This window comes from Gardnerella sp. DNF01141 (assembly GCF_049244255.1).
Taxonomy (GTDB): domain Bacteria; phylum Actinomycetota; class Actinomycetes; order Actinomycetales; family Bifidobacteriaceae; genus Bifidobacterium; species Bifidobacterium vaginale_E.
In genome coordinates, this window is sequence record NZ_CP058391.1 from 489,501 (window position 1) to 509,865 (window position 20,365).

The 20,365-nt window shown below is 41.8% G+C and carries 18 protein-coding genes and 2 tRNA genes; 3 read left to right on the plus strand and 17 right to left on the minus strand.

The genetic code is table 11. The features are described from left to right. The first annotated feature begins 3 nt into the window (after positions 1-3). The 3 genes from HXT35_RS01820 to HXT35_RS01830 all read left to right on the plus strand — a co-directional run bounded on the left by HXT35_RS01820 (position 4) and on the right by HXT35_RS01830 (position 1,093). Positions 4-76, plus strand: a tRNA-Thr gene (locus HXT35_RS01820). 81 nt (positions 77-157) lie between these two features. Next, positions 158-238, plus strand: a tRNA-Leu gene (locus HXT35_RS01825). A gap of 87 nt (positions 239-325) precedes the next feature. Then, positions 326-1,093 carry a type III pantothenate kinase gene (locus tag HXT35_RS01830; protein WP_421788257.1) on the plus strand — a complete coding sequence of 256 codons (768 nt, stop codon included), beginning with the start codon at positions 326-328 and terminating at the stop codon, positions 1,091-1,093. A gap of 24 nt (positions 1,094-1,117) precedes the next feature. Here HXT35_RS01830 and HXT35_RS01835 read toward each other — a convergent pair whose 3' ends face one another. The 17 genes from HXT35_RS01835 to HXT35_RS01915 form a co-directional block, all read right to left on the minus strand. Further along, positions 1,118-2,548 carry an extracellular solute-binding protein gene (locus tag HXT35_RS01835; RefSeq protein WP_421788259.1) on the minus strand — a complete coding sequence of 477 codons (1,431 nt, stop codon included), beginning with the start codon at positions 2,546-2,548 and terminating at the stop codon, positions 1,118-1,120. A gap of 36 nt (positions 2,549-2,584) precedes the next feature. Beyond that, positions 2,585-4,492, minus strand: coding sequence for a glutamine--fructose-6-phosphate transaminase (isomerizing) (glmS, locus tag HXT35_RS01840; protein ID WP_421788261.1), 1,908 nt, complete (start codon positions 4,490-4,492; stop codon positions 2,585-2,587). Positions 4,493-4,501: 9 nt separating this feature from the next. Then, entirely contained in the window at positions 4,502-5,398 is an 897-nt protein-coding gene (locus HXT35_RS01845; RefSeq protein WP_421788370.1) for an amino acid ABC transporter permease, read from the minus strand. A gap of 49 nt (positions 5,399-5,447) precedes the next feature. Then, complete coding sequence (locus tag HXT35_RS01850) at positions 5,448-6,425, minus strand: ABC transporter substrate-binding protein (protein WP_004129448.1); 978 nt, start codon at positions 6,423-6,425, stop codon at positions 5,448-5,450. Between the two features lie 171 nt (positions 6,426-6,596). Then, positions 6,597-7,391, minus strand: a complete 795-nt coding sequence (locus HXT35_RS01855) for an amino acid ABC transporter ATP-binding protein (RefSeq protein WP_421788263.1) — start codon at positions 7,389-7,391, stop codon at positions 6,597-6,599. Between the two features lie 78 nt (positions 7,392-7,469). Next, the gene (locus tag HXT35_RS01860; RefSeq protein ID WP_421788265.1) at positions 7,470-8,498 is read right to left on the minus strand and encodes an amino acid ABC transporter permease; all 1,029 of its coding nucleotides are present in this window, start codon (positions 8,496-8,498) and stop codon (positions 7,470-7,472) included. A gap of 137 nt (positions 8,499-8,635) precedes the next feature. Beyond that, the gene (locus HXT35_RS01865; RefSeq protein ID WP_421788267.1) at positions 8,636-9,547 is read right to left on the minus strand and encodes an ABC transporter substrate-binding protein; all 912 of its coding nucleotides are present in this window, start codon (positions 9,545-9,547) and stop codon (positions 8,636-8,638) included. Positions 9,548-9,887: 340 nt separating this feature from the next. Then, complete coding sequence (smpB, locus tag HXT35_RS01870; RefSeq protein ID WP_004129482.1) at positions 9,888-10,379, minus strand: SsrA-binding protein SmpB; 492 nt, start codon at positions 10,377-10,379, stop codon at positions 9,888-9,890. A 128-nt stretch (positions 10,380-10,507) separates the two neighbouring features. Beyond that, positions 10,508-11,908, minus strand: a complete 1,401-nt coding sequence (locus tag HXT35_RS01875) for a CHAP domain-containing protein (RefSeq protein WP_421788269.1) — start codon at positions 11,906-11,908, stop codon at positions 10,508-10,510. A gap of 110 nt (positions 11,909-12,018) precedes the next feature. Continuing rightward, on the minus strand, positions 12,019-12,942 hold the full coding sequence (gene ftsX, locus HXT35_RS01880) for a permease-like cell division protein FtsX (RefSeq protein ID WP_004129488.1): 924 nt from the start codon (positions 12,940-12,942) through the stop codon (positions 12,019-12,021). Beyond that, on the minus strand, positions 12,942-14,306 hold the full coding sequence (gene ftsE, locus HXT35_RS01885; protein ID WP_421788271.1) for a cell division ATP-binding protein FtsE: 1,365 nt from the start codon (positions 14,304-14,306) through the stop codon (positions 12,942-12,944). Before ftsE ends, ftsX begins: the two co-directional genes overlap by 1 nt. Before the next feature lie 69 nt (positions 14,307-14,375). Continuing rightward, the gene (gene prfB, locus HXT35_RS01890; protein WP_415700116.1) at positions 14,376-15,518 is read right to left on the minus strand and encodes a peptide chain release factor 2; all 1,143 of its coding nucleotides are present in this window, start codon (positions 15,516-15,518) and stop codon (positions 14,376-14,378) included. Positions 15,519-15,664: 146 nt separating this feature from the next. After that, positions 15,665-16,822: an ABC transporter permease gene (locus HXT35_RS01895; protein ID WP_004129496.1), complete on the minus strand. Its 1,158-nt coding sequence runs from the start codon at positions 16,820-16,822 to the stop codon at positions 15,665-15,667. Beyond that, positions 16,815-17,585: an ABC transporter ATP-binding protein gene (locus tag HXT35_RS01900; RefSeq protein WP_421788273.1), complete on the minus strand. Its 771-nt coding sequence runs from the start codon at positions 17,583-17,585 to the stop codon at positions 16,815-16,817. Before HXT35_RS01900 ends, HXT35_RS01895 begins: the two co-directional genes overlap by 8 nt. After that, positions 17,582-18,826: a peptidoglycan-binding domain-containing protein gene (locus tag HXT35_RS01905; protein WP_421788275.1), complete on the minus strand. Its 1,245-nt coding sequence runs from the start codon at positions 18,824-18,826 to the stop codon at positions 17,582-17,584. Before HXT35_RS01905 ends, HXT35_RS01900 begins: the two co-directional genes overlap by 4 nt. Positions 18,827-18,849: 23 nt before the next feature. Beyond that, entirely contained in the window at positions 18,850-19,665 is an 816-nt protein-coding gene (locus HXT35_RS01910) for a hypothetical protein (RefSeq protein ID WP_004129503.1), read from the minus strand. 187 nt (positions 19,666-19,852) lie between these two features. Continuing rightward, positions 19,853-20,179 carry a hypothetical protein gene (locus HXT35_RS01915; RefSeq protein ID WP_004129505.1) on the minus strand — a complete coding sequence of 109 codons (327 nt, stop codon included), beginning with the start codon at positions 20,177-20,179 and terminating at the stop codon, positions 19,853-19,855. Positions 20,180-20,365: the final 186 nt, after the last annotated feature.

Sequence of the window (20,365 nt, forward strand, 5' to 3'; positions counted from 1 at the left end):
CATGCCGCTTTAGCTCAGTCGGTAGAGCGTCTCCCTCGTAATGAGAAGGTCGACAGTTCGATTCTGTCAAGCGGCTCTCGACTCATTCGAGCGTGTTAATACTTACGATTCGTGTTACGACTTGTGTTTTCCACGCTCGATTATTTGTATGAGTTATGCGCGAGTGGCGGAATGGTAGACGCGCAGGATTTAGGTTCCTGTGTCTTACGACGTGTGGGTTCAAGTCCCATCTCGCGCACGTTAAATCTTAAATCTACAATTCGTAAACTTGCATTATCAACGAGTAATACCAACCATAAATATCAACATCAGGAAGCGCGTATAAATGTTAGTAGCAGTAGACATTGGCAACACAAACATAGTGCTTGGATTTTTAAAAAATAACAAAATCGTCGACACGTATCGCATGACTACAAAATCCAACCGTACTTGTGACGAATACGGCATTATACTTATGCAATTCCTGCATTTAAGTGGCTTCAAAGCAAGCGATGTTGACGATGTAATAATTGCTTCTGTTGTTCCAAAAGTTATGCACTCATTTCGTTCTAGCATAATAAAATTCTTTAATATTGACCCAATGATTGTTGGCCCTGGTGTTAAAACTGGCATGAATATTCGCATTGACGAGCCTAAATCGCTTGGTGCAGATTGCTTGGCTGATTGCGTTGGTGCGTTCAACGAGTACGGTGGACCCGTTCTTGTTATTGACTTCGGAACTGCTACAACATACAACTATGTTGATAAAAGTGGCGCTATTACGTGCGGTCTTATTTGTACTGGTATTAGAACTGCAGCCACAGCTTTGTGGGATAATACAGCTCAGCTTCCAGAAGTTGAGATTTCTAGACCAAAGTCCATTCTTGCAAAATCGACTCTTACTGCCATGCAAGCCGGCTTATACTACAGTTTCTTAGGTGGTATTGAGCGCACTATTGAACAGTTTAAGAGCGAAATAGATGAGCCATTTAAGGTGATTGCCACAGGCGGATTGGGTAGTTTGTTTGATAAGGATGTTAAATCAATCGACTATTACGATCCTAATTTGATTTTCAAAGGCATGGCAGAAATTTATAGAAGAAACTTACGCTAGTTTTAAAACTTGCGCTAGTTTTAACTATCTAACAACAAAACCTTGATTATACCCGTATTCTTTTAAGTCTTTTTGCCACAAATCTAAACCATCTTTTATAGAAATACGAGGACCTGGATCGTCTGGAAGCCACAGCTGACTGCCATCATCTTGAGTAATTCCAGCGTCAATCATAGACTGCACATTCAAACGAGCACGCGACTTTCTACTCCAGTCATAAGCCTGCCCAACAGTTGTACGAAAATCATTTCTGGAATACACTTCAAACGGCAAATACTGGTATCTGGTATCGACTTGATTTGCAGCATCAGCAAATACTCGGTTAAATTTCTGACCACCAAAATAAGGTATGTCAATTCCGCGAGAATCACGTATTGTTGTTCGATTTAGAAAATTCGGGTCAGCAAGAGTTACAACATCCGCAGGAAACGCTCCACCGTTAACGCGCATTCTAATACCTTGCGTTTCGTGACAAACAAAATTCACAAAACGCATAGCAGCTTCCGGCTTTCTACTTAATTTCAGCACAGATAGCGCAGATCCGCCCATTTCTGCATTGCGTTTTTCGCCGTGAAGCGTTGGCACATGCGCAACCTTCCACAATCCCGCTGTACCTGGCACATTCTCCAGAAGCATAGAAGGCATCCAAGCTCCGGCAAAAACAGAAGCAATTTTGCCGGCTCCAATACCATTTTTCCAGCGTTGCGTCCAGGTTGTAGTTCGTGTGTCAATTAAGCCTTCGTCAATCATAGACTGCCAAAACTTAGTAAACTTTTGCGTGCCATTGTCGTAGCCCAGACGCACAGTAACTGTTTTTCCATCGTGCGAAGTAATAAAAGGACGTCCACCTGCAAGCCAAATCATAGCGTTATAAAAGCTGGCATCTCCCGAATCTGCAGCAATATAAACGCCAATATCCTTCAGTTTTCTAGCAGCGTGACGGTAATCTTCCCAAGTGCGTATTTTAGTTGCGTCAACACCAGCTTGCTTAAATACGTCATCGTTATAAAACCAAGCCATAGGGCCTGAATCCATTGGAAGGCCATAGATTCGCCCACCTAGTTGCACAGAAGACCAAGTACCTGGAGTGTAGAAAGTTCTAGTCCCCTGCACTCGATCAGTAATATCCAGCAGCTGCTCGCTTACAGCGTATTGTGGTAGTGCGAAATATTCCAGCTGAGCAACGTCCGGTATTCCGTAACCGTCTTGAATAGCGCTGTTTAGATTGCTGTAGCCGCTAGTGTCTTTTACAACAACACGAAGATCCGGATTAAGACGCTCAAACTCTTTTGCAATACGCTTCATGCTTGGTTCCCACGACCACACAGTGATTCGTGTTCTAGCATCCGCATTTCCGCATCCGGAAGATAGCAATAAAGACAAAACACACAATATTGAAAGCACTAATTGCTTCAAACTATTGCGCGATTGCAATATTTTTGCGAATGTAAGCATGAGTTGCCGCCTACTACTATTTTGTTACCATAAGTTTTATTCTACAGTTACGGATTTGGCAAGATTTCTAGGCTTATCAACATCGTAACCCTTTAATTTTGCCATATCCATTGCGAATAACTGCAACGCAACAACGTCAACAAGCGGGCTTAAAAGAGTCGGGCATTCAGGACGCCAGAAAACAATATCCGCGTATCTTGCAGCATCCGGATCGCCTTCTTCAGCAACCGCAATAGTAAATGCTCCGCGCGCTTTAACTTCCTCAATTCCAGAAATTACTTTTGAGTGCAAAATGTCGCGTCCGCGAGAAGAAGGCACAATTACTACAACAGGCTCGCCCTCGTCAACAAGCGCGATTGGACCGTGTTTAAGCTCACCGGCTGCAAAACCTTCTGTGAAAGTATATGCGATTTCCTTAAGCTTAAGCGCTCCTTCTAGCGCAACAGGGTATCCTACATGACGACCTAAGAATAGGAAAGATTTAGCTTCAAGCGTATGCTCAGCCGCTTTCATAATCGCTTTAGATTGAGTATCGAGAACATTCTGAATTTTACTTGGCATAGCTTTTAATTGCGCCACAATTTGCTGAATTTCGTCGCGATACATTGTGCCTTTTACTTGTGCCAAATAAAGGCCGAGCATGTATGCTGCCACGATTTGTGCAACAAAAGCTTTAGTAGAAGCAACAGCGATTTCTGGACCTGCGTGAGTGTAGAGCACTGCGTCAGATTCGCGCGGAATGCTAGAGCCTTGCGTATTGCATATTGCAAGCACACGACTTCCCTGCTCACGCGCGTGACGCAAAGCCATAAGAGTGTCCATTGTTTCGCCAGACTGCGATATTGCAACCACCAATGTTCGATGCGTCAAAATAGGGTCTCTGTAGCGAAACTCGTGAGCAAGCTCCACCTCAACCGGCACACGCACCCAGTGCTCAATCGCATATTTTGCAACCAAACCTGCGTAACTTGCCGTTCCGCAAGCAACAACAATAATTTTGTCAATCGATCGCAAAACATCTTGACTAATATGCACTTCATCAAGAACAATATTTCCCTGAGCGTCAAAACGCCCACGCAAAGTGTCTGCAACAGCATGCGGATCCTCATGAATTTCCTTATCCATAAAGGAATCCCAGCCGCCTTTTTCTACAGCAGACGCATCCCAGTCAACTGTAAAACACGTAGGATTTTGAACAACTTTGCCGTCAAAATCAGTAAGAAGCAAACCAGCTTTACCGCTTTGATCCATATTTCCAATGCAAACAGCTTGATCTTGGCCAACTTCTAAAACGCGATCCGTATAAGCCACAAAAGCCGCAACATCAGAACCTAAGAAATATTCTCCGTCACCAAGACCCACAACAAGCGGAGAATCGTGGCGAACGGCTGCAACAATACCAGGCTGACGAACGTCCACTGCTAGAAGAGTAAAAGCACCCTTAAGCATTTTTGCAGTGCGGCGAAGAGCTGTAAATAAGTCTGCTTTACCGGTTTCTTCTACAATTTCGTTCGCGATTTTACCAAGCAGTTTTGCCGCAACTTCCGTGTCTGTTTGGGAAGAAAATTCGTAGCCTTCTTCGTGAAGTTGTTCTTTTAGAACAACAGCGTTTTCAATAATTCCGTTATGAATAAGGGCGATTTTTCCATCAACACTTGTGTGAGGATGCGCGTTTGCATCGCAAGGAGCACCGTTCGTGGCCCAGCGAGTATGACCTATTGCAGCGCTTGCTTCCGGCATAGGATCCGCACTAATATCATCTCGCAACACAGCTAGGCGTCCTGCTTTTTTGCGCACGGCAACCTTGCTCATTCCTGGTGCCACCAGCGCCACGCCTGAAGAGTCATATCCGCGATACTCTAAACGCTCTAATCCACCTAAACAAACTTCCAAAGGTTTTGCGCAAACCTTGCCAAAACCCGCATATCCCACAATTCCACACATAATCTTCTATTATACGTCAACCTCAAGGCTTGTGCAGTACTTTCCTCGCGTCAAATCTCGGGCTTCGAAGCCTTTACCGAAATGCTTTTCTAACATAGACTGCAACACCATCAACACAGAAGTAATAACCAAATACCAAATACTAGCAACAAGAAGAAGCGGAATCGGCTTATAAATACGATTCGCAATAGCATTCGTAGCAAACTGAAGCTCAAGAGTAAAAGGCACAGCCAAAACCAAAGAAGTAGTCTTAAGCATACCAATAGTCTCATTACCCAAAGGCGGAACAATAATACGCATAGCCTGAGGAAGAATCACACGACGCATCATCAAAGAACGAGACATACCCAAAGCCTTAGAAGCCTCAACCTGACCAGCATCAACAGCCTCCAAACCAGCACGAACAATCTCAGACAAATACGCAGCCTCATTCAAAGACAAACCAACAACCGCAGCCGTAAGAGAAGTCATAACAACATTAGAATCAATAGAGAAAAACTCCACAGAAGTAAACGGAATACCCAAACTCAACTTAGGTACAAGAACCGCAAACATACCCCAAAAAACAAGCTGCGTATAAACAGGCGTACCACGGAAAAACCAAATAAAGAACCAACTACACCCGCGCAAAACCGGGTTAACACTCTTACGCATCATAGCCAAACCAACAGCCAACACAATCGCAATAACCATAGCAAGCAAAGTCAGCCACAAAGTCCAACCAATACCAGTAAGAACATTTTCGTCAATAATATATTTCGCTACTATATTCCACTCAAATCGACGATTAGTCGCTATAGAATACAGTAAAGAGCAGGCCACTAGAGCAACAATTACGCCAGCAATAATAGGACCCGATTTTTTAACTGGAAGAATACGCTCGTCGTTGTTCTTTTTAGAAAACATATTCACAATACTACTCTAAACTCAATCAAAATCAGAAGATACCAGAAAATCACACATTAGGATTTAATTCAGGATGCTTAACCATAATATCTTCCACACCCCAAGACTTCATGATTTTTTCATAATCTCCAGTTTGTATAAGTTTTTCAATACCAGCTTTAACAGCCTGAGCAAGCTGCTTATCCCCTTTTTGCATAATAATGCCCATAAGCGCCTTGTCTTTGCTTGTTCCCAAAGCCTCAAGCTGATTATCTGTTTGCTCAATAGCAAAACTAGAAACAGGAGTGTCTGCGTACATAATATCCGCTCTACCCGCCACAACAGCAGTCGTGGCATCTGTTTGCTCTTTAAAAGCAAGAACATCTAAAGGACTATTTTTACTCGCTTTACAAAAGTCTCTAGCGCTATACATTTGCGATTCGCTGGTAGTGCCTACTTGTACAGAAACTTTTCTGCCGCACAAATTATTAAGACTTACCTTTGTTGGGTTTCCTTTACGAACAACAAACAGCAATCCAGCATTTGCGTACGTTACAAAATCGACGGCTTTTTCTCTTTCCTTACTTACTGTAAAACCAGAAACACCTATATCGAATTTGCTGCCAACAGAAGGCAAGATAGCATCAAAAGGAGCATTCACAATAGTAAGTTTTAAGCCCATTAATTTTGCTAAAGCTTTATTAAGATCAATTTCGTAACCGATTACAGTTCGGCCATCTCTGGCATAAAATCCTGCAGGAGCATAACCAATGTTTGTTCCCATAACAAGCTCGCCTTTTTCCAACAGTTTTTTAGGAAGAAGAGAGGCGATTTTTTCATCTTTTTTAATGCTATTAATGTTGTAACAGCGGTCAAGAAGAGGGTCACGGCCAACAGCATCGGTTGTTCCACAAGCTCCAGAAAATCCTATTAAAGTCGCAGAAACAAAAGCCGCAATAGAGCGCATCCACCTAGAAGATCCTAAGAATGTCCACTTATTCTTACGATGCACATCAAGTTTTTTAACATCGCAATTCGCTTGAATCATAGAATCCCTTAACAACTATATCTACTTGAACATGCACAACTGTACCACTAATCATAAAGCAATACGGTGCTATTCTTTTGAATTTTATAAAAGATTTACTGCGGCTTTACTGCAACTTTACTGCAACTTTACTGCGGCTTTTAGAAGCTTCGTAAAAGCTTCGTAAAAGTTTTAAAGCACGTGATGCAAGAAATCTTTGAAACGATTAGTTTGCGGATTGTCAATAATATCAGCAGTTCCGCACTCTACAACCATTCCATCATCCATAAATACTACTTGATCTGCAACTTCACGCGCAAAACCAATTTCGTGCGTTACAACAATCATTGTCATACCATCTTTTGCAAGATTTCGCATAACATTCAAAACTTCACCAACAAGCTCAGGGTCAAGAGCAGAAGTCGGCTCATCAAATAACATAATTTCCGGCTTCATAGCAAGAGCGCGCGCAATAGCCACACGCTGCTGCTGGCCGCCAGAAAGCTCAGCAGGATAATGATTCATTCGCTCAGCCATGCCGACTCGTTTAAGCTCTTCAATTGCTAAATCGTGAGCTTCCTGCTTACTCATTCCCAACACGTGAACAGGAGCCTCCATAACATTTTCCAATGCCGTCATATGAGGGAATAAGTTAAAACGCTGGAAAACCATTCCAAGCTTCGAACGCTGCTTAGAAATCTCTTTATCGCTAAGAGCTTGAAGACATTCCTCGCCTTTATGCGTTACCTTTTTTACACCAATGCGCTCGCCATAAATGCTAATACTTCCAGCACTAAGAGTTTCAAGCTGATTGATTAAGCGCAATAAGGTTGATTTACCAGATCCGGAAGGTCCTAAAATAACAGTTACCGTGCCAGGATTAACGGTTATATTAATATTTTTTAATACACTAAGGCTACCGAATGATTTCTGTACGTTGCTTAATATTACTGCGGGAAGATTGTTTTCGTTATTTTTAATAGTCATATTCGCTCCCTCATTGTAATTTTCTAAAGTATTACTCATGTTATTCACCAAAATTTCGTATATGAAGCAATGCTACCACTAGGCATTAAAGCCCAACATAGCCGCGTCGTTACGCCCTTTAACATTTTTCTGCTTAGCGTGCAAAGATTTGTCGCCGCGCTGATCCGCATCTGTGTCTAATTGCGCATGTTTTACAATATCTCGCGCTTCGAAGCCTTTACCGAAATGCTTTTCTAACATAGACTGCAACACCATCAACACAGAAGTAATAACCAAATACCAAATACTAGCAACAAGAAGAAGCGGAATCGGCTTATAAATACGATTCGCAATAGCATTCGTAGCAAACTGAAGCTCAAGCGTAAAAGGAACAGCCAAAACCAAAGAAGTAGTCTTAAGCATACCAATAGTCTCATTACCCAAAGGCGGAACAATAATACGCATAGCCTGAGGAAGAATCACACGACGCATCATCAAAGAACGAGACATACCCAAAGCCTTAGAAGCCTCAACCTGACCAGCATCAACAGCCTCCAAACCAGCACGAACAATCTCAGACAAATACGCAGCCTCATTAAGAGACAAACCAACAACCGCAGACGTAAGAGAAGTCATAACAACATTAGAATCAATAGAGAAAAACTCCACAGAAGTAAACGGAATACCCAAACTCAACTTAGGAACAAGAACCGCAAACATGCCCCAAAAAACAAGCTGCGTATAAACAGGCGCACCACGGAAAAACCAAATAAAGAACCAACTACACCCGCGCAAAACCGGATTAACACTCTTACGCATCATAGCCAAACCAACGGCCAACACAATCGCAATAACCATAGCAAGCAAAGTCAAAAGAAGAGTCCAACCAATGCCATAAAAAACGTTATTGCTAATCAAATATATGCCTACAACATCCCACTCGAAGCGAGGATTTGTAACAATTCCGTATAGTAGCGAGCATGCAATTACTGCTACGATTATGCCGGCAATAATATGCCCAGGCTTTTTAACAGGCAAAATACGTTCAGCTTGAACTGTGCTAGAGCTTGAGTCAGAAAAATTAGCGTCAGAAGAGTTCGCGGTTAAAGAGTTCAACATATTCTCCATAGTTTTCGTTTATATGAATATTTATAAATTATATAAAGTAATGCAAATTTACCATTTAATGTTATAAACGGTAAATTTGCATAGAAATAAGTGAGATTAAGATGCTACTAAAGCTTATTAAAGCTTATCAAAGCTTATTAAAGCTTAGGATTAACTACAGCTTCCTTAATAGCAACGTTTTCAACGCCCCACTTCTTCAAAATATCCTTGTAAATTCCAGACTTCATAAGCTTATCAATGCCAGCTTTAACAGCCTTAAGCATTGCAGCATCGCCCTTCTTAACAGCAGCACCCATTGGCTCTGCATCCTTGCTGTTTTCAAGAATTTCAAGCTTTCCAGCGTTCTTAATAGCAGCGTAACCAGCTACTGGAGTATCTGCATACATAACGTCTGCACGACCAGAAAGAAGAGCGGTAGTTGCGTCAGTCTGCTCTTTGAAGCTCATGATTTCAAGAGGCTTATCTCCCTTAGCAGCGCACTGTTTCTTTGCTTCTTCCATAATAGGCTCGCCAACTGTGCCTGTTTCCAAAGTTACTTTTTTGCCGCAAAGATTCTTTGTGTCAACCTTAGTAGGATTTCCCTTACGCACTTCGAAAGACAAGCCAGCGTTTGCGTAAGTAACAAAGTCAACGGACTTCATACGTTCAGCATTAACAGTGAAACCGGAAATACCAACGTTATACTTGCTGCCAATTGCAGGAATAATGGAGTCGAATTGCGCGTGCATAATCTTGGCTTTTAAGCCCATAACCTTTGCCAAAGCCTTAGAAAAATCAATTTCGTAACCGACTGGTGTTTTGCCGTCAGCAGCGAAGAATTCGGCAGGAGCATAGCTAACGTTTACGCCAACAGTTAGTTCACCAGTTTTTGCAACGCTTTCTGGAACCAACTTTGCAATCTCATCGTCTTTTTGAACATTGCTTACGTCGTAACTTCTGGCAACATCTGGATCTGCACTCTGCTTGGAATCAGCAGGACCGCAGGCAGCAATAGTGCCAATCAAAACTAAAGAAGCAACAGCAGCAATAGGCTTAATTGATTTGAACATTTTTCTTCTCCGTAAATCTAATAATTTTCAGTGATGCGTATAACTATACACGATAACCCTACTATCTTCACAACTATTTATGCAAAATAGTGTATATACGAAAATAAACATACTGCTTATTGGCGAAATAGTTGACTTTCTATAAAGATATGACGCATATTATTCGCAATAATGTATAATATGTGGCGTGTCGCGTTGAGATAATCATTGAGCGAGCAAATTACTTGCGACCAAAACTACTCACCCTTGAGCTGTTTAGGCCGGAATTCCGCGCGTAAACAACATAAACTACTCACCGCTGCGCTGTTTAGGCCGGAATCTGCCGTAAAAACGACATAAACTACTCACGAGCGCGCAAATTACGGTAACGCATAGCACGCAAAGCCTCGCGCTTATCTTGCTCCTCGCGCAAAGCCTGGCGCTTATCAAATTCCTTCTTACCGCGCGCCAAAGCAATCTCAACTTTCACATAGCTTCCCTTAAAATACAGACGCAACGGAACTACAGTATATCCTTTTGCTTCACTCTGCCTAGAAAGTTTAGCTATTTGAGCCGCATGAAGAAGCAGCTTGCGTTTACGCTTTGGCGCATGATTATTCCAAGTACCGTTCAAATACTCAGGAATATTAGCCCCCTCAAGCCACATTTCACCGCGACGATCAATATTTACAAAAGATTCCGCTAAAGAAGCTCGACCTTCGCGCAAGGACTTAACTTCCGTTCCGGTAAGAGCAAGACCAGCTTCGTAGCAATCTTCAATAGCGTAGTCATGATGAGCCTTACGATTTTGAGCTACAGTAACCGTACCATCTTGAGCAGGTTTATTTGCCATAACTCCCCTCCAATACTAAGACCACAAACAAAACTTGCCATAAGACTTCTATCTTATGGCAAGCGCACTTGAGTCTTCAAGCTTATTTTTAAGACACGCACAAACTACTTGTACGCGTTTTATGAACTTTAATAATGCACATACTCGTAGTCGCCTGGATTATAAATAGTTTCGTACGCTGGGAATGTTGAGAAGCCAGTGCCGCCTTCAGAAATAAGCACTGAACCATCCGCATTAACACGCTCAACAACAGCAACATGACCATACTGCCAGTCTGCAGTCCAGTTACCAACGCGCTGGCCGCGAGCAAACACCATAACAGCACCAACGTGTGGCGTACGATTAACTAAATACCCTAATCGACGACCAGTATTCGCCCACTCGGCACCATTACCCATATACGATCCAACTGGCAAACCAAGCTGAGACCTACGCAAATAAGCCCACAATGTGCACTGACGAGCAGGATAAGCAGAACCGCCAACAGAATTGCCAGTATTATGACCGTAGCAGAACTTAGCTCCTTCAGGGCAGTTGCCAGGAACAGTGTAATTCATGCCGTTAGCAGCACCATTGGAAAGCTGCATTGGAGGCAAAGAAGCATTAGTTCCAGCTCCCCTAACCTGCTGACGATTTCCAGCATTAGGATCAGCTCGAGCAAATGACTTGTTTGCAAGAGCGCGAGCCTGAGCGTCAATAGCAGACTTCATTGCCACAATTTCTGCAGCTTCACGAGCAGACTGAGTAGTTAAACTACTTTTTTGACTTTCAAGCTGCTTACGAATATTTTCACCCTGATCTCGCAAATCTTGCAACGACTTCCTGCGATCATTAGCAGCTTTAGCAGCAATCTGCGCGCTTTGAGCCTGAGTATCGGCCTGCTGCTTAAGTTTTGCGATTTCCGTTTCAATAGCAGCCAAACGCTGACGACGATTCATAGAAGTATTTAATTTAACTGCAGCATCGTTTGCAGCATTTGCCTCGCTACGAGCAACTGCAGCTTCAGACTGAAGTTTGCCAACAAACTGCTCAGTAGTTGTTGACTTCGTAACGATATTCATAACATCAGAGGCTTGAGAACCGTGGAAACTCTTACGAGCAAGCTGAGCTACAGCAGCTTTTGCATCGTCAAAATCCACGCCAGTTTTCTTAATTTTTTCTTCCAAATCGCGCTTATCTTTTTGAGCAGACTCTAATCTTTGCTGAGTAGATTCTGCAAGACTACGCGCTTGAGCAGCCTGATCTTCAGCCTGCTGAGCCGCACGAACCTGTCCTGGAATTTGACGCTCATTCAAATCATTAAGCTCAAGAATCTTCTTTGCCAGCTGATTATTAACACCAGCAAGCTGACGCTTTAGATTCTCGTTCCTCTGCACTTTACGCCTGTAATCGTTCATATTGACAGCGCTAGCAGTATCAGCAGTTAATAACGAACCAACAATGCCACTAAGCAGCATAGCAACGGAAACAACCAAGCTAACTATTATACGATTGTGCCTATTGTACACGCTACGTCGAGTTACGCTCATATTACTTCCCTTTCCACGTTACTAATGCGAATTATAGCGTTAAGTAAGGAATCACGCGAGTTTTTCTAAATTTTTTAGTTTTTTTGAATTTTTTACGCAAATAATTTAACTTACGCCTTTAAGTATCGTCTTAAAGCAATAGCAGAAGCTACTACAGAAAGCACAACAGCTCCAGCAACAAGCATTGGAACACACAACCACACAGTAGACTGCGTTATAAACGGCATCCAACGAACATTTTGCGCAAGCCAATCAGTCACAAACACTTTTACAACCAAGCTTAATGCCGCGCCCGCAAGCAAAGATCCAGCGAAGGAAGCGAAAGCACCTTCAAGAATAAACGGCATGCGAATAGTCCAGTTAGAAGCACCAACTAAACGCATAATCTCAGTTTCTTGACGGCGGCTCGCTGCAGACATACGAATTGTAGTGCCTGTAAGCATAATGGCCACAACAACCATAACTGCAGCAAGAACAATCGTAACTACTGTAGCTCTATTAAGAACACTGAAAACAGGGTCGAAAATTTGTCGCTGATCAACAACCTCTTCCACACCATCTCGCCCAGAAAGAACTTCCGAAACAACCTGGTATTTCATAGGATTAGTAAGTTTTAAGCGAAGCGAATCCTGCATATCTGCGGCGGTAAGAGTTCTACCCTGATACATTCCGTTAGGATACTGCTTTAGGAAGGTATTTTTATAAAATTCATTACGACTTACGTAAGTAATATTTGAAACGTCGTCGCCTAATTCTTGGTGAATAACATGCTCAAGTTTTACTATTTCAGCGTTTGTTGGAGCTTTTCCAGAAGCACAGGATGGAGATTGGCTAGTTCCATCTGGGCAAAGCCATGCAACAACCTCAACCTTGTCATACCAGTCGCCCTTAGCTTTAGTGATTTGAGCCTGCATTAACACAGAAGCACCAATAAAAAGGAAGGAAATAAAAGTTACGAGCATAACGGAAAGAATCATTGAAACGTTACGGCGTAAACTAATGCATGTTTCGGAAAAAATGAATCTTAAACGCATTACTCTGCTCCTTCAGTTTTATTAGTGTCATTATTGCTATCGTCAACACTAATGTTCTCATTATTAGTATTTGCAGCCGCAACAGATGGCTTAGGTGGAGCTGGAGGCATAGGAGGGAGCTGAGACTTACTCTCAGATTCAGAATCAGATTGTGAATGATTTTCTGCTACAGATTGCGACTCCTCGCTAGTTTCAGATTGCGATTTTTCACTCACTTCAGAATTTTCAGTAGATTCATGAGTTTCATGAGATTCAGTGGATTCAACAGTTTCTGCAGATTCAGCGGATTCTTTATTATCTTCCGAAATCTCAACTTCTGAAACATCCTCTCCAACGTCTTTATCGTTTGTAGAAACCAACCCGCGTCCCCAAGTCATTGTTGTTTCCAAAGACTGGAACACTTCACCGTAACGGCCAGTCCTTCCAGAATGAACAGACTGAGCAAGGCGTGCAATACCATCATTTTCTGCCGTGTCACTTTGAAGAGATTGCGTAACAATATCAACAGTTTCACGAGCCTGCTCCGCACGTTGAGCTTTTTTAGAAAGTCGCTTATGACGTTCCGTATTTTCAGGCTGATTGCTTGAAGCTGAAATTTCAGCCTCTTCACTATTTTTTTCAACAGACTGCTGAGCTTTAGACTTTTGTTCAACATCTGAATCCGGGAAGTAAAGAGCAGAATCGTAAGAGCCTTCGCGCTCATCTCGAACAATCTTACCCTCGTGAAGCTCAACAACGCGCTTACGCATTGAGTTCACAATCTCCTCATTATGCGTAGCCATAACAATTGTTGTGCCAGTTCGGTTAATAGCATCCAAAACTTCCATAATTCCAAGAGAAGTAGTTGGATCCAAATTACCAGTAGGCTCATCTGCAAGAATAATTTGAGGATGATTTACATACGCGCGCGCAATAGCCACACGCTGAGCCTCACCACCAGAAAGCTCATGCGGATAGTTATTTTCCTTACCGGTTAAGCCAACAGTTTCTAGCACGCGAGGCACAAGCGAGCGAATAGTCGCTCTACTAGTGCCGATTACTTCCAAAGCAAAAGCAACATTTTGATAAACCGTTTTATTATTAAGCAGCTTATAATCTTGGAAAATAAAGCCAAGAGATCTGCGATACTGCGGAACCTGACGGTTAGAAAGTCTGCGCAAATCGTTACCAGCAACGTGAATTTCCCCACCATTTGCTTCTTCTTCGCGAAGAAGCAAACTAAGCAATGTGGTTTTGCCAGAGCCTGAAGCGCCAACAAGAAACACAAAATCTCCGCGATCCACATGCAAAGACACATCGTCTAGTGCAGGGCGCGTACCTCTCGGATATATTTTTGACACATGATCTAATGAAATCAGCGACATTGTTTCAATCCTTCCGAAGATTATGTGTAATTATTGGTTTTTAGTTCTAGATTTAGCTTTAGTTTAAGATTATTTTTCTGCTTCTTTTTCAGCTTCTTTTTGAGCCGCAACTCGCTGCTCGTGACGCCAACGAATGCCAGCTTCAATAAAACCGTCAATATCACCGTCAAAAACAGCTTGAGTTTGTGAAGTTTCGTAGCCAGTGCGCAAATCCTTCACCATTTGGTACGGGTGAAGAACGTAGGAGCGCATCTGGTCTCCCCAGCTTGCCTTAATATCTCCAGCAAGCTCCTTCTTTTTAGCAGCTTCCTCCGCGTGCTTAAGCACAAGCAAACGCGACTGCAAAACAGCCATTGCAGCTGCGCGGTTTTGAATCTGGCTGCGCTCATCTTGCATAGAGACAACCAAGCCTGTTGGCAAATGCGTAATACGAACAGCAGAATACGTAGTATTAACACCTTGACCACCCGGGCCTGAAGCTTGGAAAGTATCCACACGAATGTCGGAATCTGGAATATCAATATGATCCGTAGCTTCAACCAAAGGGATCACTTCCACTGCGCTAAAGCCGGTTTGACGGCGGCCTTGATTGTCGAATGGCGAAATACGAACCATTCTGTGAGTGCCGCCCTCTACAGAAAGGCGACCATACGCGTACGGTGCATCCACTTGGAAAGTAGCAGATTTAATACCAGCTTCTTCCGCATAAGACGTGTCCATCATCTTAGTTTTATAGCCGTTTCGCTCAGCCCAACGCAAGTACATACGAAGAAGCATTTGAGCAAAATCAGCAGCATCCACGCCGCCCGCACCAGAGCGAATCGTAACAACTGCAGAACGAGCGTCGTACTCGCCGTCAAGAAGAGTCTGAACTTCCATATCGTCCAACTCGTGAGCAATAGAGCCAAGCTCATCTTGAGCCTCGCTCATAGAATCAGCATCGCCTTCTTCTTGGCCAAGCTCAATTAAAGTCTTAGTATCCTCAATGCGCTGATCTACAGCTTGCAAACGCTTCAACTGAGATTGAGCCGCGGAAAGCTTACTCGTAACCTGCTGAGCATGCTCAGAATCATCCCAAAGCCCAGGCTCTGCAGCCTGCTTTTCTAAATCAGCAATCGTAGCCTTCAACGAATCGACGTCTAAAGCCTTCTCAATCGAAGCATACTTTGATTCAACATCGCGTAGCGCCTGTGCAAAATCAAATTCCGCCATGAGATATACATCTCCTAATCACTTACATATTTATCGAGTTGCCCTACGTACAATACGCTCTTCATGACGTTAGAAGGTTACAACACACTTTTCATACTGTATCTAGTGTATCCATCAGCACGGATGAAGAAATGGGACACATACAATTACAGCGTACGCAAAAGTTGCGCAGGATCAATGCGAGAAGCTCTAAATGCAGGAAGTATTCCTGCAAAAGCACCAATAAACAGTCCGAATGGTACTATCAATAGCACGTAATATGGTAATAAGTAAGGCCATGAGAAGAATGTAGCAACACAGATAACCACAATTGCACCCAAAAGAAAACCCATTGTAGAACCAACTCCACCCAGTAATGTTGCTTCAACAAGGAATTGAGTAATAATCTGTTTTGGAGTAAATCCTAATGCCATACTAATACCAATTTGTCTATGTCTTTCAGAAACAGCCAATTGCATGGTATTGAGAATACTAATAATACTTACTGTAACCATCACACCACTTACAATCAGTGCCAAATTCTGAGCATCGCCAACAAGGCTTTGACGTAATTTGGCTGGATCTGCTGGCGTTTTTACACTTACAGCTTTCAAATCATACGGCCAGACTAGACTTGCAACTACTTCTGCAATACTTTTCACAGCTCTTTCATCAGTTAGTATTAGCAATGTGCGATGATTTCCTATCCATCTCATTCGAAATGCTGTCTGAGGAGTTACAATGATTGATGTTGCTAAATCTAATTTTTCTGGTGCATCAGAGACGATACCAGCAAATACCATTGTGTGTTTGCCAACTTGCAGTGTTTGTCCAATATGATTACACGACAAACCCAAATCTTTTGCTATACGATTCCCCAACATCACTTGTAGAGGATCAATATCTGTTCTAGATGGAATCGAACCTGCTACAATTCGCCCACCGCGAGCTAGCAATCCTTCATAAGACATTATTGCAACATTGGCTTCTATTGATGTACTCCAACGAGGTACATGTACTTTTAAGGCTACACCAGTTGCTTCAGAAGATACAAATGTGCCAGCATGATACACTGAAGGATCACTCAATAGCATTTTTGTTAGAGATTTTTCTGATTCCCGCCAAGCCTCATAAGGTAAATGAACACTAATAGCAGGCTCTTGTAAACGTTCAAAACGTATAGCAGTTTGCGCAGCAGAAGATGAAGAAATACCAACAACAATTATTACTGTAGCAGCAGCTAGCATAATAGCAATTAAAGTTGGAAAAGTACTAGCTGGGCGACGAATAATTGCAAGAATAGCCCTTTTGAAAGTGTTACGCATTATGACCTTCACCTGTTGTAAGCAATTGTGCTGCTAATCGTGTATGCTCGCTATTTTTTACCATTACTGCTTGCGTAATATCATTACCAACAATGCACCCATCACGAAGCACAATATGCTGATCACATGCTTTCGCTATTCCTGAATCATGCGTAACAATAATCACTAACGAATCAGATGTTACACTACTAAGCAATAACTGCAATATATGTTCACTGTTGCACGTATCAAGATTACCAGTAGGCTCATCACACAATAGTACTCTTGGTTTACAAGCTAATGCTCTCGCAATAGCAACACGTTGACGCTCGCCACCAGAAAGATCTGAAGTTTTAACCATAGTTCTATGCAACAAACCAACACGTTCTAATTGAGTATCAACAAGATTATTTTTTTCTTGCATAGTAAGAGTGCTGTTATCAAGAGGAAACATCACATTTTCACGCACAGTAAGATAATCAATCAGATTGAATGATTGAAAAATAAATCCTAACGATTTCCTTCTTAATAGAGCTCGCTTTGTTGACGAAAATCTTGCTACATCTTCTCCATCAAATAAATAAGTTCCTTCTGTCGGCTGATCAAGCAATCCCAAAATACCTAAGAGAGTAGATTTTCCTGAACCAGATTGACCTGTAATAGCTACACTATGACCGGCATATAGCGACAAAGTAACGTCTTGTAATGCGTGGGTTGATGGCGGATAACTTCTGCAAATATGCTCTAAACGAATCACCTCAGAATCTGTCTGCTTGCTACTCACGATTCATCACCTTTAGCGATTACTACATCCATTCCTGGGTTGATTTCCCTGCCTGTTATTGCACAACGCCCTTGGAAACATATACCCACAGTAACCTCAATCTTTTTCCCAGCAGAAGTTTCAAGATATGAGCGGTTATTTTTTGAACGTATAGCGGAAGAAGCAACAGATAATGAATCTTTATCAGATTGAGCCACAACCACAGTAACTGGAATACTATCCAAACTATCGGTAACTTGTTTCGATGATTTTACATGATAATAGACATAATCAACACTACCTACTTGTTCACTATTTGAAGGCGTTAAATCCGGTGTTTTGTTAGCTTTTTCTGAATCATTATTCATCATATTGTTTTCCACAGAATCAACTGGCTTTTGTATACTATTCATAGCATCAGTTTGTATAGATGGATTACTCTTATGTTTAATACGATGAATCGTGAACGTTGTTTGTTCAACAGGTATTCCTTGCAACGTTTTTCCAACAAGTGATTCAGGATTTGTAAATTGCTGGATAGCACTCAATTTTACCTCTAGCACATAATCATGCTTAGTGCTAACTAAGTCACATTGCACTGATTGTACTGATTGCCCTGATTTACCACAGTCTCCCTGTACACGAACCGGCATATCAGGAACAAACGTTACTGCATGTTGAGCAAGACCAACATCATCAATTTGGTCAACACTCAAGCGCATACCTTCTTTGTTGAAATATCCGAATTTTTGCGCCGCATACCAGTCTCTCAACGCGCGAATAGTACTAGTACCGAAGATGCCCGCTTTATCGTAAGCAGGATACCCAGCGCTGGACAGGCACTGCTGAATTTGCATGACATCAACTCCAGTGTCTCCCTCACCGAGTGCACGATACATTGGTATATTGCCTTTGCATACCATTAACGGCATTTCATCAACTACAGTTATCAATTGTGCATTGCGTAATTCGATACCATGAAGCGCACCATCACGCGTCACCACACCTTGCGCCGGCAATTTCAGCGATGTTGTATTAAGTGGTATATCTTTTATTATTCCATCCACTTTTTGTTCTACTGATTGTGCTTGTACTTGGGTGAGGATTGGCGCTGATTTAATAACCTTCGCTTGCTCAATACCATTCATTACACCTATAGTTACGGATACAGTACCTACGATAAGGCACGCAACAAGCAATACGCATAACAGAACAATAGGCCAACGTTTTCCAGATAGTGACGCAACAGTGTTTGAAGTCATGACCGTTTCCCCTTGATGCATACCTATCGCTTATTCAATTTCAAAATTTCTGGATAATCCTTTGCATATTGCTCATACGTCAACGTACCATCAATGATTTGCTTGGCTTTTTGACGTGCGGCACTGAGAGCGTCATGCCGAGCAAGCAATTCAGACTCGTTCTCAACCATCCATTTTGCAGCTATACGCGAAAACACTTTTTTAATAACTGAGCGAAGATTTACTGATTCTTGACAATCAAAATCAGCACTCACCAACGCACGTTCCTTTGCATTTGGCTGGTCTCCTAGCTTGCGATAAACTCCAAAACGTTTTTTCGCAAATTTTCCAGCGTGCAATCCTTTGACGGAATAACCAGAACGACTCATGCATGAAGAATATTCATTAATTGCAGAACGCACTTCTTCATCATCTAAAGCACTTCCAGATCCACTTTTATAAAAATCTTGCACTGTGTCAGCAATAGCACCATAACTTTTATGAGATCCATACACAATTCTAATAGCTAATGGGTCACACGCTAAATCACGATCTTTATCGTCATCCATCAACTTATCATTACCATTATAATCGAGTTCAAATTTTTTATGAGCAACACCTTTCAATGTGTTACCATACATATCTATAACGTTGTAACCTTTACTATAATCAACTGTCGAATAATAACCTCCTGCAACGGCTTCTTCTTTCGAAGAAAATACGCCGCCAATTTCCCCGTATACATTATTTGCAGGATTTACAACATAAGAACTTTCTTGTTCAATATCGTACCCTCTTGCACGCATACACTGTGCTGCAACTAAATCAACTGCACGTGAAATACCAGAATCATCGCCCATCAAATCAATCGTAGACGTCACTATAGCAGGCTTTGCAGTAACCTCGCCACTACATCCAGAAACAAGTACAAAGCAACATAATATCAAAAAACAATCAATAACATACCGTCGTATTTTCATAATCATTATACTCACATACATAATGTGGCAGGATAGTATCCTTCCACAGTTTTACTCTCTATATTTACTAATCTCCGCCAAAGCAACTTGCGTGATCAGCAGCATTAATAACATTAAATGATTTAACTGAACGATTTTTCAATATCTTTGCTATACGACGATCACCAAACAACTGACTATCCCAGATACTCACCCATCTAACAAGATTTTGCTTTCCAGAATCGTAAACATTATCTTGAAAATCTACATCACAATTTGAGAACGCTGCATAATTACCTTCAAAATACTCATGTTCCCATAGTTTCAGCTCACCTGCAGAAGCGGTTTGCGCACAACTAAATACACATAATCCTGAAAGAACAAAAGCTAAAGTTTTTGAATAATATTTTTTCATTATTCTTATCTCCCTCTTAATAAATAACTATAACAACAGTGTTATAAGCTAGCCATTCTAGCTATTAAAGATGAATGTATCATAAAAAAATAAATGGAGCAATACAAAATATAATAAATAAATGGTGCATATTAATAACATATGCACCATTTATTTTATTAGTAAAAACTGAGTTTATAACATAAA